At 68.8% G+C, this 14,620-nt stretch carries 11 protein-coding genes; 5 read left to right on the plus strand and 6 right to left on the minus strand.

Features of this window, described 5'->3' with window-relative positions; all coding sequences use genetic code 11:
* Positions 1–41: 41 nt before the first annotated feature.
* Entirely contained in the window at positions 42–1,463 is a 1,422-nt protein-coding gene (locus Q9K23_RS10350; RefSeq protein WP_053777481.1) for a gluconate:H+ symporter, read from the minus strand.
* Positions 1,460–1,966, minus strand: a complete 507-nt coding sequence (locus Q9K23_RS10355; protein ID WP_053777512.1) for a gluconokinase — start codon at positions 1,964–1,966, stop codon at positions 1,460–1,462. Before Q9K23_RS10355 ends, Q9K23_RS10350 begins: the two co-directional genes overlap by 4 nt.
* A gap of 125 nt (positions 1,967–2,091) precedes the next feature.
* On the opposite strand from Q9K23_RS10355, the gene Q9K23_RS10360 reads away from it, so the two are divergent.
* Entirely contained in the window at positions 2,092–2,805 is a 714-nt protein-coding gene (locus Q9K23_RS10360) for an FCD domain-containing protein (RefSeq protein WP_053777482.1), read from the plus strand.
* Positions 2,806–3,179: 374 nt separating this feature from the next.
* On the opposite strand, the gene Q9K23_RS10365 is transcribed toward Q9K23_RS10360, so the two are convergent.
* The gene (locus Q9K23_RS10365) at positions 3,180–4,202 is read right to left on the minus strand and encodes an aspartate-semialdehyde dehydrogenase (RefSeq protein WP_020792911.1); all 1,023 of its coding nucleotides are present in this window, start codon (positions 4,200–4,202) and stop codon (positions 3,180–3,182) included.
* A gap of 4 nt (positions 4,203–4,206) precedes the next feature.
* Positions 4,207–5,472, minus strand: a complete 1,266-nt coding sequence (locus Q9K23_RS10370; protein ID WP_053777483.1) for an aspartate kinase — start codon at positions 5,470–5,472, stop codon at positions 4,207–4,209.
* Between the two features lie 146 nt (positions 5,473–5,618).
* On the opposite strand from Q9K23_RS10370, the gene Q9K23_RS10375 reads away from it, so the two are divergent.
* The 3 genes from Q9K23_RS10375 to Q9K23_RS10385 all read left to right on the plus strand — a co-directional run bounded on the left by Q9K23_RS10375 (position 5,619) and on the right by Q9K23_RS10385 (position 9,384).
* Entirely contained in the window at positions 5,619–6,920 is a 1,302-nt protein-coding gene (locus tag Q9K23_RS10375; protein ID WP_305950494.1) for a hypothetical protein, read from the plus strand.
* Between the two features lie 111 nt (positions 6,921–7,031).
* A complete protein-coding gene (locus Q9K23_RS10380) occupies positions 7,032–7,442 on the plus strand; it encodes a hypothetical protein (RefSeq protein WP_020794370.1) in 411 nt (136 codons plus the stop codon).
* A gap of 46 nt (positions 7,443–7,488) precedes the next feature.
* The gene (locus tag Q9K23_RS10385) at positions 7,489–9,384 is read left to right on the plus strand and encodes an alkyl sulfatase dimerization domain-containing protein (protein ID WP_053777484.1); all 1,896 of its coding nucleotides are present in this window, start codon (positions 7,489–7,491) and stop codon (positions 9,382–9,384) included.
* A gap of 99 nt (positions 9,385–9,483) precedes the next feature.
* Here Q9K23_RS10385 and Q9K23_RS10390 read toward each other — a convergent pair whose 3' ends face one another.
* The gene (locus Q9K23_RS10390; protein ID WP_059038399.1) at positions 9,484–10,170 is read right to left on the minus strand and encodes a TetR/AcrR family transcriptional regulator; all 687 of its coding nucleotides are present in this window, start codon (positions 10,168–10,170) and stop codon (positions 9,484–9,486) included.
* Positions 10,171–10,294: 124 nt separating this feature from the next.
* On the opposite strand from Q9K23_RS10390, the gene Q9K23_RS10395 reads away from it, so the two are divergent.
* Entirely contained in the window at positions 10,295–11,848 is a 1,554-nt protein-coding gene (locus Q9K23_RS10395) for an MFS transporter (protein WP_020794064.1), read from the plus strand.
* Between the two features lie 6 nt (positions 11,849–11,854).
* Here the strand turns inward: Q9K23_RS10395 and Q9K23_RS10400 are convergent, their stop codons facing one another.
* Positions 11,855–14,380 carry a LuxR C-terminal-related transcriptional regulator gene (locus tag Q9K23_RS10400; protein ID WP_305950495.1) on the minus strand — a complete coding sequence of 842 codons (2,526 nt, stop codon included), beginning with the start codon at positions 14,378–14,380 and terminating at the stop codon, positions 11,855–11,857.
* Positions 14,381–14,620: the final 240 nt, after the last annotated feature.

Genomic DNA, 14,620 nt, shown 5'->3' on the forward strand with positions numbered 1-14,620 from the left:
GTTCGATGACGCGGCGAATGATCGGACGGCCGGGCGCCGCCTCAGACGAACACCCCGATCGCCGACACCACGATCAGACCGGTCACCGACAGGATCGTCTCCATCGCCGACCATGTCTTGAAGGTCTGGCCGACCGTCATCCCGAAATATTCCTTGACCAGCCAGAACCCGGCGTCGTTGACGTGCGAGAGGAAGACCGAGCCGGCGCCGATCGCCAGCACGACCAGCGAGATCTGGGTGGACCCCAGGCCGTCGACCAGGCCGAGCATCAACGACGACGCGGTGATGGTGGCGACGGTCGCCGAGCCGGTGGCGACGCGGATCAGGGCCGCGAGCACCCAGCCGAGCAGGATCACCGAGATGTTGGCGGCCGACGCCCAGTCGGCGAGCTGGGTGCCGATACCGGTGTCGACGAGGACCTGTTTGAAGCCGCCGCCGGCGGAGACGATCAGCAGGATGCCGGCGATCGCGGGCAGCGCCGACCCCACACAGGACGAGATCTCGTCGCGGCCCATGCCGGACCCACGGCCCAGGGTGATCATCGCGACGAGCACCGCGATCAGCAGGGCGATGAGCGGGGTGCCCAGGACGTCGAGGATCTGCCGCAGCCACTGTCCGTCGTCGAGGAAGATCTCGGCGAGCGCCTTGCCCAGCATCAGCACCACCGGCAGCAGGATGCTGGTCAGGGTGATCCCGAAACCCGGCCGGCGGCGGGGCTTGTCACCGCCGGACCCGGCGGCTGCACCAGAACCGGCGGTGCCGGGGTCGGCGTCGAAGGTGTGCGGTGCCTCGACGGGGACCCACCGCCCGGCGAGTGAGCCGAACAGCGGACCGGCGACGATGATCGTCGGGATCGCCACGGCCACACCGAGGGCCAGGGTGAGACCGAGGTCGGCGCCGAGGGCGTCGATCGCCACCAGTGGGCCGGGGTGCGGCGGCACGAAGCCGTGCATCGCCGACAGTCCGGCCAGCGCCGGGATACCGATCGGGATCAGGCCGATCCCCGAGCGCCGCGAGACCAGGTAGATGACCGGCATCAGCAGCACCAGGCCGATCTCGAAGAACATCGGCAGGCCGATCACCGCGCCGACCAGCGCCATCGCCCACGGCAGCATCCGCGGGCTCGCATGTCCGACGATGGTGTCGACGATCTCGTCGGCGCCCCCGGAGTCGGCGAGCAGTTTCGCGAACATCGCGCCGAGGGCGATCAGGATGCCCACCCCGGCCGCGGTGGACCCGAAGCCCGTGGTGAACGAGTCGAGCACGGTCGGAACCGATTCTCCGGCAACGATTCCCACGGTGGCCGCACCGAGGATGAGCGCGAGGAACGGGTGGATCTTGACCCAGGTGATCAGGACGACGATCACCGCGATACCGGCGAGTGCGGCCAGCACGAGATGCCAGCCGGAGCCCACGGGTTCGGGTAGATCGGTGCCCGCGGCGAGCACGGCGGTGTGGTTCATCGGGTTCCTCCGGCGATCTCGGGCGCGGCCACGACGCGTTCGACGATGGCGTCGACGTTGCGGTCGACGTCGACCACCACGCCACGCTCGTCGGCGCCGAGGTCTTCGAGGGTGTCGAACTGCGAGGCGAGCAGCGACGTCGGCATGAAGTGCCCGGGTCGGGTCGCCTGGCGTGCCGCGATCACCTCGGGCGTGCCGGTGAGGTGGACGAAGACGACGTCGGGGCATGCCGCGCGAAGCCGGTCACGGTAGATGTGGCGCAACGCCGAGCAGCTCATCACGCCACCTTCGTGGTGTTCGGCGAGCCAGCTGCCGATGTCGTCGAGCCAGGGCCCGCGGTCGGCGTCGGTGAGCGGTTCACCGGCGCTCATCTTGGCGATGTTGGCCGGCGAGTGGAAGTCGTCGGCGTCGGCGAAAGGCACGCGCAGTCGCTGCGCCAGGGCCGCGCCGACCGTGGACTTCCCGCTCCCCGAGACCCCCATGACCACCACTGGTCCGCTCATCACCACTCCTCACGTCGATGTGCTGGTGGTCACATATCCTGACTCAAACGTATGACTATTGCAAGTACTTCTTCGTAGAACGTATGCCTTTACCCGACACGGGGCGGTAATGAGAAGATGAAAAGGTGACCCAGGACACCAGCCCCGGAGCCTTGCACGACCACGTGCTCACCACAGTCGGCACCCGCATCGCGACCGGTGCCCTCACCGAGGGCGACGTACTGACGCTGGACGGGATCTGCACCGAGTACGCGGTGTCGCGGACCCTCGCCCGCGAGGCCATCCGGGTGCTGGAGTCGATGGGCCTGGTCACCTCACGCCGCCGGGTGGGGATCACCGTGCAGCCCGCCACCCACTGGAACGTCTTCGACCCCCGGCTGATCCGGTGGCGCCTCGACGGCGACGGGCGGGCCGAGTTCCTGGTGACGTTGTCGGAGTTGCGCCGCGGTGTGGAACCCGCGGCCGCAGCGCTGGCCGCCGAACGCGGCGACGACCACCACTGCCGGGTGCTCGCCGCAGCGGCATCCGACATGGCGATCGCCGCCCGCACCGGAGATCAGCAGTCATATCTACTGGCCGACAAGCTCTTTCACCAGACCCTCCTGGCCGCGGGCGGCAACGAGATGTTCCGCGCCCTGACCGGGGTGGTGGACGAGGTGCTGGCCGGACGCACCCATCACGGGATGATGCCGGAGACCCCCAATCCGGTGGCGATCGCACTGCACGACGACGTCGCCCGCGCCATCCGCCTCGGCGATCCCGGGGCCGCCGAGACTGCGATGCGCGCGATCGTCGACGAGGCCGCACAAGCCGTCCACGACCGCCCCACCACCGACTGAAGACCACCGGCTGTCCAGTCGGATGCCACGGATGGTCGAGCCGGGACCGAGCCGCCATGGATGGTCGAGCCGGGACCGAGCCGCCAAGGCGAGGACCCGTGTCGAGACCCCGCGAGACAACAATGTCCCCAACCACCCCAGAAGTGGTCACCACCCGACGTCGGCCGACAGAGGTTTCGACACGCCTCGTCGCTACGCTCCTCATCGGCTCAACCACCGTAGAACGAGCGCAACCACTTCCGATGGTCGAGCCGGGACCGAGCCGCCAACACCCCGACCCTCATCGGCTCAACCCACCGACCACCAACTGCCACAACATGAACGACGGCGGGGCCGGGTGACATGCACCCGGCCCCGCCGTCGGGGTGTGGAACTCAGACCAGCAGTTCGGCGATCTGGATCGTGTTGAGCGCAGCGCCCTTACGGAGGTTGTCGCCGGAGACGAACAGCGCGAGGCCGCGACCTTCCGGGACACCCGGATCCTGACGGATGCGACCGACCAGCGAGTTGTCCTGGCCTGCGGCGGCGAGCGGGGTGGGGACGTCGACGACGTCCACTCCTGCTGCGCCCGAAAGGATCTCACGGGCACGCTCGGGCGAGATCGGACGGTCGAACTCGGCGTTGATCGACAGCGAGTGACCGGTGAACACCGGCACGCGCACGCACGTGCCGCTCACCAGCAGCTCGGGCAGTCCGAGGATCTTACGAGACTCGTTGCGCAGCTTCTGATCCTCGTCGGTCTCCCCGGAACCGTCGTCGACCAGCGCACCGGCCAGCGCGATCACGTCGAAGGCGATCGGCGCGACGTACTTGTCGGGGGCCGGGAAGGTCACCGAGGAACCGTCGTAGACCAGCTTCTCGACGTCGTCGATCACCGCACGCGCCTGCGACGCGAGCTCCTCGACGCCGGCCAGGCCGCTACCCGAGACCGCCTGGTACGACGACACGATCAGGCGAGTCAGCCCGGCCTCGTCGTGCAGCGGCTTGAGCACCGGCATCGCGGCCATGGTGGTGCAGTTCGGGTTGGCGATGATCCCCTTCGGCGGGGTCTTGGCCAGTTCGCCGTTGACCTCGCTGACGACCAGCGGGACGTCGGGGTCCTTGCGCCACGCCGACGAGTTGTCGATCACCGTGACGCCGGCGGCGGCGAATCGCGGCGCCTGCTCACGCGACATGGTGGCGCCGGCCGAGAACAGGGCGATGTCGAGGCCGGACGGATCGGCGGTCGAGGCGTCCTCGACAACGATCTCCCCGTCACCCCACGGCAGCGTCTTGCCCGCCGACCGCGCCGACGCGAAGAACCGCACCGAGCTCGCGGGGAACTTGCGCTCGGCCAGCAGGGCCCGCATGACGCCGCCGACCTGACCGGTGGCGCCGACCACTCCGATGTTGACCATGGTGCTACCGCCCCGTTCCTGCGTACACGACCGCTTCTTCCTCGCCACCGAGGTCGAATGCCTCGTGGATGGCGCGGACCGCGTCGTCGAGTTCGGTGTCCCGGCACAGCACCGAGATCCGGATCTCCGAGGTGGAGATCAGCTCGATGTTGATACCGGCCTTGCTCAATGCCTCACAGAAGGTGGCGGTGACGCCGGGATGGCTCTTCATACCCGCACCCACCAGCGACACCTTGCCGATGTGGTCGTCGTAGAGCAGCTCGGTGAAGCCGATCTCGGCCTGCAGCTTGGTGAGCTTCTCCACGCCCATCGGGCCGAGCTCGCGCGGCAGGGTGAAGGTGATGTCGGTCTTGCCGGTCTCCACCTTCGAGATGTTCTGCAACACCATGTCGATGTTGATCTCGGCGTCGGCCACCGCGCGGAAGACCTTCGCGGCCGAACCCGGCTTGTCGTCGAGGCCGACGACGGTGATCTTCGCCTCGCTGCGGTCGTGTGCGACACCGGTGAGAATCGCTTCTTCCACGGGAATGTCCTCCATCGAGCCGGTCACCATGGTGCCGGGTTTGGTCGAGTACGACGAGCGCACGTGAACGGGAACGTTGTACCGCCGGGCGTATTCCACGCACCGCAGCATCAGGACCTTGGCGCCGCACGCGGCCATCTCGAGCATCTCCTCGAAGGAGACCGCGTCGAGGCGGCGGGCGTCGGGCACGATCCGCGGGTCGGCGGTGTACACGCCGTCGACGTCGGTGTAGATCTCGCAGACATCGGCCTCGAGGGCGGCGGCGAGCGCGACGGCGGTGGTGTCGGACCCACCGCGGCCCAGGGTGGTGACGTCCTTGGTGTCCTGGGAGACCCCCTGGAAGCCCGCGACCAGCACGATCTTGCCCTCGTCGAGCGCGGTCCGGACACGGCCCGGGGTGACGTCGATGATCTTCGCCTTGCCGTGGCTGCTGGTGGTGATCACACCTGCCTGCGAGCCGGTGAACGATTGCGCCTGCGCACCCAGCGAACTGATCGCCATCGCGACCAGCGCGTTGGAGATCCGTTCACCGGAGGTCAGCAGCATGTCCATTTCACGGGCCGGGGGCGCCGGGTTGACCTGCTGGGCGAGGTCGAGCAGTTCGTCGGTGGTGTCACCCATCGCGGACACCACCACGACGACGTCGTTGCCCTGCTTCTTGGTCTCGACGATCCGCTCGGCGACCCGGCGGATACGTTCGGCCGAGGCGACCGAGGATCCGCCATACTTTTGCACCACGAGTGCCACGTCGGGTGACCTCCTGCAGATTGTCGTTACGTCGGATGCGATGTTTGCGCCGACAACCTTACCGGCGCGGCGCCGGTGATTCGCGCCCCGTCCGTCCGGACCGGCCACGACACGTATCCGAAGGGTGCTGCCCTACCATCGCTGAGGTGTCCACCACCCGCACGGTCGGCGACGTTGACCCCCTCCCCGACGCCGCGCCGGACGACGTAACGACCCGGCGCCGGGCGACGCCCGACTGGCGCTCGTGGGTGGCCCCGATAGCGATCTACCTGGTGGTTCGCGGTGTGGGCATCCTGACGCTGATCCGGTTCGACGCGCTGCGGGGCAGATCGCTGCGCGAGTCGCTGTCGGCGTGGGACGGCGAGTGGATGCTCGCGATCGCCGAGCACGGCTACGCCGGGGTGCCGTTCGATCTCACCGATGCCCGTGGCATCCACACCGCCGACACCGCGCTCGCGTTCTTCCCCGGCTACCCATATCTGGTGCGCGCGCTGGCGTCGTTGCCGCTGATCAGCCAGTATGGGGCGGCCGTCGGCATCAACCTGCTCCTCGGATGTGTGGCCGCGGTGGGCGTGGCGCGGCTCGGTGAGCTGTGCGTCCGGGCGATGCGCGGCCGGTCACCGATCGTCCCCGGCCCCGACGCCACCGGGCCGGGCCGCATCGATACCGCCCGGGTGGGACTGTTCCTGGTGGCGCTGTTCGCGGCCACACCGATGTCGGTGGTGCTCAACATGGCCTACACCGAGACCTTGTTCTGCACGCTCAGTGTGTGGGCGCTGGTCGGCGTGCTGCGCCGGCAGTGGGTGCTCGCCGGGATCTGCGCGGCCCTGGTGGGCACCGTCCGGCCGACCGCCGTCGTCGTGATCGGGGTGGTGATGCTGGCGGTGCTGATCGACCGGTTCGGGCCCGGCGGTGAGCGTCGGCGCGCCGACGACGGGTCGACGTGGCAGTCGGTGGTGCCGTGGATCGCGTTCGTGATCAGTCCGGTGGGCTACCTCGGCTACCTGGGATATGTGTGGTCGCAGACCGGGTCGCCGACGGGATGGTTCGCCGTCCAGACCGAGGGCTGGGACACCCGATTCGACGGCGGGGTGGCCGCGTTCAACTTCGTCAACGACATGCTGGTGAACTCCGACGGCCTGGTCCCGGTGGCGGTGTCGTGGATCATCGTGATCACGCTGGTGCTGATCGCGGTGGCCGTGTGGGCGCGCCTGCCGTGGCCGGTGCTGGTCTACGGCATCCTCGTGGTGGCATCGATCGTGCTGTCCAGCGGGCTGATGATGAGCCGCCCCCGGCTGCTGCTGCCGGCCTTCGTGTTGCTGGTGCCCGCGGCGATCGGTCTGGCCCGCTGCCGGCCGCGTGCCGGGATCGCGCTGCTGATCCCGATCGTGATCGGCAGTTCCTGGTTCGGCGCGTACATGCTCACGGTCTACCCCCACGCGATGTGACGTCGACGATCTGCTGAGGTCCCGCGGCGATCACCCCGCACGGGTGAGGCGTGTGGTCGGGATCGGCGCGATGCTGGATGCACCGTCCGTCGTCGCTCGAAGGGACCCACCATGGCCACGAATCCGCCTCCCGACAAGTCCGGTTCGGTCGGGCAGGGCATCGCCGGTGTCACGACGATCGCGGCGGCCACGCTGCTCCTCGTCGCCGGTCTGCTCGGCCTGCTCCAAGGCATCTCCGCCGTCGCCAAGGACCAGCTGATCGTCGTCGGTCAGCAGTACGTCTACAACTTCGATGTCACGACGTGGGGCTGGATCCACATCGTCGTCGGGATCATCGCCATCCTCGTGGCGATCGGCATGTACGCCGGGGCGGCCTGGGCACGGGTGGTCGCCATCATCATCGCGGCGTTGTCGCTGATCCTGAACTTCCTGTGGCTGCCCTACTACCCGTGGTGGTCGATCGTCATCATCGCCGTCGACATCATCGTGATCTGGGCGGTGGCAACCTGGCGGACCGAGTGAACTCGCCACGCCGGTTTCCCGATCCCACACTCCCCGAACAGAACCCATGACCCCATCGCCAAAGCCCGCCTCCGACACCGTGATCGCCCATCAGAATGCGGTGCGCGAGGCACTCCCCTTCGCCGACACCACCGACTTCGACAACGCCGCACGAGGTTTCATCGCACGGACGCAACCGGCCGCGGTGACCGGCGACGACGGGACCGTGATCTGGGACAACTCCACCTACGACTTCCTCTCCGGCGATGCACCGGACACCGTGAACCCGAGTCTGTGGCGGCAGTCGCAACTCGTCGCGACGGACGGGCTGTTCGAGGTGGTGCCGGGCATCTACCAGGTCCGCGGCCTCGATCTGTCGAACACGTCGTTCGTCGAGGGCGACACCGGTGTGGTCGTGATCGACACGCTGTTGTCGGAGGAGACCGGGCGGGCGGCCCTCGAGTTGTATCGCGCGCACCGGGGAGACCGTCCGGTCACCGCGATCGTCTACACCCACTCCCACGTCGACCACTTCGGCGGTGTCCGGGGCTTCGTGTCACCGGAACAGGTCGAGTCCGGCGAGGTGAAGATCTTTGCACCGGAAGGATTTCTGGAACATGCCGTCGCCGAGAACGTCTACGCGGGAACGGCCATGGCCCGCCGGGCCGGCTACATGTACGGCGCCGCCCTCGCGCGCGGCCCGCAGGGGCAGGTCGGCGCGGGCCTCGGCCAGACGGTGTCGACCGGCACCATCACCCTGATCGCCCCCACCGACATCGTCACCGCCACCGGGCAGGAGGCGACGGTCGACGGCGTCCGGATGGTGTTCCAGATGGCCCCCGACACCGAGGCGCCGTCGGAGATGCTGATCTATCTCCCCGGATTCAAGGCGCTGTGCGCGGCCGAGGACGCGACGCACACCTTCCACAACCTGCTGACCCTGCGGGGTGCCGTCGTCCGGGATCCGCACGGGTGGGCGAAGTACCTCACCGAGACGATCGATCTGTTCGGTGCCGACGTCGAGGTGGTCTTCGCCTCGCATCACTGGCCGACGTGGGGTAACCGGCGGGTCGTGGACTTCATTGCCACCCAACGTGATCTGTACGCCTATGTGCATGATCAGACCCTTCGGATGCTGAACCGGGGGCTGACCGGACCCGAGATCGCCGAACAGATCGAATTGCCACCGGCACTGGAGAACTCGTGGTCGGCGCGCGGCTACTACGGGTCGGTCAGCCACAACGTGAAGGCCGTCTATCAGCGCTATCTCGGCTGGTTCGACGGCAACCCGGCATCACTGTGGGAACACACACCGGTCGAGCAGTCGACGCGGTACGTCGACTTCATGGGCGGCTCCGACGCCGTCGTGGCGAAGGCACGGAAGTCGTTCGCCGACGGCGACTTCCGCTGGGTGGCACAGGTCGTCAACCACGTGGTCTTCGCCGACCCGACACATGCCGGCGCCCGCGAGTTGCTCGCCGACACCTACGAGCAACTGGGCTACGGCGCAGAGAACGGCACCTGGCGGAATTTCTACCTCTCCGGTGCAACCGAACTACGCGGCGGCGTCTTCGGCAGCCCCACCCAGACGGCGTCGGCCGATCTCCTCGGCCGGTTGACTCCCCCGACGTTCTTCGACGCCATCGCCATTCGGGTCGACGGGCCGGCCGCGTGGGACGAGCGGCTCTCGATCGACGTGCACATCACCGGCACCGACGACACCTATCGGCTCCGCCTGGCCAACGGGGTGCTCACCTACAGCACCTATCCGCAGCCGACGCCGGCCGATGTCGGCGTGAGCGCCACCGCGGCAACCCTGCCGCTGCTCGCGGTGGGCGGGATGTCGGCCGAACAGCTCGCCGACGCCGGGATCGAGATCACCGGAGACGTCGGGACGCTCGCCCGGCTCGCGGCGTTGCTGGAACCCGGGGATCCGGATTTCGCGATCGTCACACCCGAGTAGTCGTCACACCGGAATGGTCGTCACACCCGAGTAGCGGTCACACCGACGTGATCATCACACCGGCGCGGCAGTCGTGGCGGGGCTCACCGAGCCGGTCCCTCACCGCCCGTCGGCGGTGGCCGCCTCGAATCCCGCACACAGGTAGGCCACGCCGGCATCGAGGGCGGCGCGCGGGTCGAGCAATCGTGCCGCCGCCGGGTCGCCGACGATCGCGGCCAGGTGCGGCAGGTTCTCGAGCCCGGTGGTGATCCGCCCGGACACGATGTCGGCGAGCCCGCCGGGGTCGTCGCCCGCCGGCCCCGACCGCATGAGACGGTCGCTCACCGCGGCGAGGGCCACACCGTTGATGTACGACCACACGGTGAGCACCATGTCGACCGCCCGTACCGCGTCGACACCGAGCTCGAGAAAGCCCTCGGCCAGCCAGTTCATCCCGTCGAGCGCCTCGGCACCGAACCCGTAGCGGGGCACCGAGTACGCCAGCAGCACCCACGGATGCCGCTGGTACAGGGCCCAGTCGATGTCGGCGGCGATCGCCACACGCTCACGCCAGCCGGCCGGTACCGGGTCGCCGACCGGATACGGGAACCGGCGACCCACCTCGGTGACCATCGCCTGCAGCAGGGCATCCTTGTCGTCGACGTGCCGGTACAACGACATCGCGCCGACGCCGATCTCCTCGGCGAGCCGACGCATCGACACGGCGTCGAGACCATCACCGTCGGCGACGTCGATCGCCGTGTTCACGATCACCGCCGTCGTCAGTTTGGTCGGCTGTGGGGCCACCGGCGGTCAACTCCTCGTCCAGCTGGGAATATTCGGGTTGCGTACAGCGTACCCATCTGGCGTATCGTGATGTTCGCGTACGTCGTACGCAGCATCCGCCCACGAGACGATCCGGAGCCGACTCATGTCCACCACCTGCCCGCCCACCGATCAGCGCGACCGGGACACCTCGGCCGCCGATCGACGCGCCTGGTGGGGACTCGCGGTCCTGACCTTGCCGGTGCTGCTGGTGTCGATGGACTTCTCGGTGCTCTACCTCGCGATCCCGTCGATCACCGTCGCGCTCGACCCGAGTGCCGCCGAACAGCTGTGGATCCTCGACATCTACGGCTTCCTGATCGCCGGCCTGCTGATCACGATGGGCAACGTCGGCGACCGGATCGGCCGTCGGCGCATCCTGCTCGCCGGTGCCGCGGTGTTCGGGATCGCCTCGGTGATCGCCGCATTCGCCCCGTCGGCGGAGGTGCTCATCGCCGCGCGGGCGCTGATGGGAATCGGCGGCGCGACGCTGATGCCGTCGAGCCTGTCGCTGATCGCCAACATGTTCACCGACGGACGCAACCGGGCCCGCGCGATCGGCGTGTGGACCGCGGCCTTCGCCGGCGGGTCGGCCATCGGTCCGGTCATCGGAGGCATTCTGCTGCACCACTTCTGGTGGGGTGCGGTGTTCCTGATCAACGTGCCGGTGCTCGCCGTGCTGTTCGTGCTCGGTCCGCGGCTGGTGCCGGAGTACCGGGCCGACGGGCCGCACGCCCCGTTCGACGTCACCGGCGTCGTCCTGTCGATGCTGGCGATCCTGCCGATAATGTACGCCATCAAGACCGCGGCGTCGGAGGGGTTCTCCCCCGTGATCATCGCGAGCGCCACGATCGGGGTGCTCGCCCTCGTCGGGTTCATCCTGCAACAGCGGGCCGCCCGCGCCCCACTGCTCGACCTGTCGCTGTTCGGTTCCGGACGGTTCGTCATGGCCATCCTCGTCGCCCTGCTGGGCATGATGACGCTGGGCGGCACCTCCTACCTGACCGGGGTGTACCTCCAGTCGGTGCTCGGTCACGACGTCCTGGTGGCCGCGTTCGCGGGCCTGCCGATGGCCATCACGGTGGCGGTGTTCTCCATCGGCACCGGGCGCGTGGTGGCCCGCTTCGGCGAGCGGGCCTCGCTCTCCGGGGCGGTCGCCCTGTCCGCGATCGGCCTGGCCGGCCTACAGTTCCTGACCACCGACAGCCCACTGTGGATCTACATCGTGTCGACGGCGGTCGCCGGTGTCGGCTTCGCGGTGCAGTTCAGTCTGGTGTCGGAGATCGTCGTCGGTTCGGTTCCGCCGGAGCGGTCGGGTGCGGCGTCGGGCATCTCCGAGACGAGCTTCGAACTGGGTACCGCCTCCGGACTCGCCGTACTCGGATCGATCGCCACGCTGGTGTTCCACGCCTCCGGCGCCGGTCTGGGCTTCGGCGACACCCTCGGCGAGACCCTGCAGACGGCATCCGGGATGGGACCCGACGGGGTGGCGCTGGCCGATGCCGCCCGCGCGGCCTACGTCGACGGTCTACACGCCGCGATGGCGCTCGCGGTGATCGCTCTGGGTGTGCTGAGCGTCGTCGTCGCGGTCGTGATGCGTGAGCGGCCGGCGGTGGTGGAGCAGGTCGTCGAGACCGGACGGGTCACCGAAGCGCACTGACGCCGGTCACAGCAGCCGCAGCGACCGGGCCCGGGTGACCGCCTCACGACGGCCGCTGACACCGAGTTTCTGATAGACCGCACGCTGATGGGTCTTCACCGTGTTCACCGAGATGTAGAGCGCGCCGGCGATCTCGGAGATCGTCATCGAGCCCACCAGATGATGGAGGATCTCCATCTCCCGGGCGCTGAGCGGCACGAACCGCCCGTCGTCGGCGGTCCGCCGGCCCTCCGACGGCATTCTCCGAAGCAGTCCGAGCGCGAAGTCGGCCTGTGGACTTCCCCGCTCGATCCGGCCGGCGAGCAGGTCCCGGATCTGTTCTGCCCGTTCGAGAAACGGCCGCCGAAGATCCTCGGCAGCGGCCGCGGCCAGGGCCCGATCGATGAGTTCTGTCCGAATCTGTTGGTCGACAGCCGGATTCGACGCCACCGCCAGCGAATACTCGACGAGTTCCCGGGTGGTCGGCCGATCGGGCAGGGCAGGTGCATCGACGTGTCCCCGCCGCCCCGAACCCGAGTCGACGTAGGCGGCGACCACCGACCCCAGCGCCTCGGCCTCACGTCGCAGCGCCGCCGGGACGACGTCGAATCCCGTGCCGGTGACGGCATCCCGCATCACCGATGCGGCGTCGTAGGCGGCACCCCGACGGAGCAGGATGCGCACGCGCATCATCGCCAGGACGAGCAGGGTGTGGGGTTCGATGGCCGACGCGGCCGCCGCCTGCACCCACGCGTCGGCGGCGTCGAGGTCGTCGCGGTCGAGCGACACCCCGACGAGCGCCAGATACGCCGACGCCGCATGGGCCGCCGCCGGAATCCCGGCCTCGGCGAATCCGGCGATCGCCTCGCGGGCCCGGTCGTCGGCCGAGGTGAGCTCCCCGCAGCGCCACTGCAGATATGCCAGGTGCGCCCGGGCGTTGAGCACCGGCAACATGATCGGCGGACCGGCCGTCGCCGTCGCCGCCTCGATCAGATGCGACCGTGCCGGTTCGATCTCACCGGTCCACAGTTCGCTGCTGCCGGTGTTGCTGGTCACGAGCACCCCGATGACCGGCCAGTCGGTGAGACCGGAACCGGCGAGGGCTGCCGGGTCGGTGTTCACCCGGCGGCAGCCGGCCAGCATGCCGTCCACATCGCCGGTCCAGCGCCGGTATCCGATGTCGATCAGGTCGAGGAGGAGTTCGAGGCGGGGGCGGGCGCTGCCGCAGGTGTCCAGCCGTGACCGGGCCGCCACCGCGAACCCCTCGATCTCGGCGGTGAGCCCGGCCATCGCCCGGACCGCGGCCGCGCCGGTCGCCAGCCCGGGGCGGGCCAGAACCTCGTCGAGGGCTACGCCGTCGAGAATTCGTTTGAGCTCGAAAGGATTCCGGCAGACGGTCCACGTGACCGCATGCCGGCCGACCAATGTCGCGGCCGCATCCCAGTCGTGGGCGGAGATCGCGTGTCCGAGTGCCACCAGCGGCCTGCCCTGATCGGCGTACCACTGCGCGGCGCGGCGGTGGAGGTCGAGGAGTTCGCGCTGATCGTGGATTCGGCTGCGCAGGAAGTCCAGCAGGAGCGGATGCAGCCGGAACCAGCCCGGCTGGTCGCCGAGTTCGTGGACAAAGGCGTGCTCGCGGGCCAGCTGGACGAGCGTCGCCTCGCCGTCGACCCCGGCACCGAGCGCCTCGGCGAGTTCGGGGCACACCACGTCGACGACGCTGACGCGGATCAGCAGATCGCGCCAGGCCGGCGGCATCCGCTGATAGACCTCCTTGAGGAGGTAGTCGGCGATGTACCCGGTGCGGCCGGTGATCCCGTCCACGAACCCCTCCGGGTCATCGGAGTTCGCCGCACCCAATGCGGCCAGACGGATTCCGGCGGCCCACCCCTGGGTACGGTCCACCAATGCCGTCGCGATCGCCGGCCCCAGCGAGAGATCGAGCGATTCGAAGAGCGCCATCGTCGACGCGACGTCGAAGCGGAACAGGTCGGTACGGATCTCGTCGATCCGCACGTCCAACCGCATCCGATGCAGCGGCCAGGGCGGATCGTGCCGGGTGATGCACACGATGTGCAGGCCCGCCGGCGACACCGCCACCAACTGCTGCACCTGCTCGTGCGCCTCGGGACCGGTCACGCCGTGCAGATCGTCGAGCACCAGCACCACCGGGCCGGAGCGGCGAGCGATCCAGCCGGCCAGCCGGCGGGGCACCTCGGCGGGCGCCCGATCGGCCAGGACCGCGACCGCCGCCAGTTCTCCGTCGTCGCCGGCCATCCGGACGAACCCGTCGATCACCGCCGACCACAACCGTGATGCCGACTCCCCGACGGCCCCGAGGTTCGCCCACGCCACCTGCTCCACCATGCGCGAATCCAGCCACGCCGCCATCGCCAGGGATTTCCCGTAACCGGCCGGTGCACAGACGACGAACACATCGGCACGCAGCACCCCGTCGAGCCGGTTCAGCACATCGGCGCGCAGAACGATGTTGCGGACGACCGGCCCGGTGGGCGCAGTCGAATTGCGCCCGGAATCGGCGTCGGATGCCATCGATCACCCGTCTGTCGAGAAATCATTCACAACCGTCCGGGATTCGTCTCCGCGGATATCGGGTTGCCGTCACGATTCTGCCGTCACAGTTCTTCTGCAACCACTCCATCCACTCCCGGCCCGTCGTCATTGTGCCCCGCCCATCGCCTCACCGCGACAAGGTGTCCGAATTCTCCGATCGTGATGTCGGGATAAGCGATCGCGCCGTCGTCCGCTTGGGGGACAACGACGTCCGATTCG

It is taken from the genome of Gordonia sp. NB41Y (genome assembly GCF_030718915.1).
GTDB classification, from domain to species: Bacteria; Actinomycetota; Actinomycetes; order Mycobacteriales; family Mycobacteriaceae; genus Gordonia; species Gordonia desulfuricans.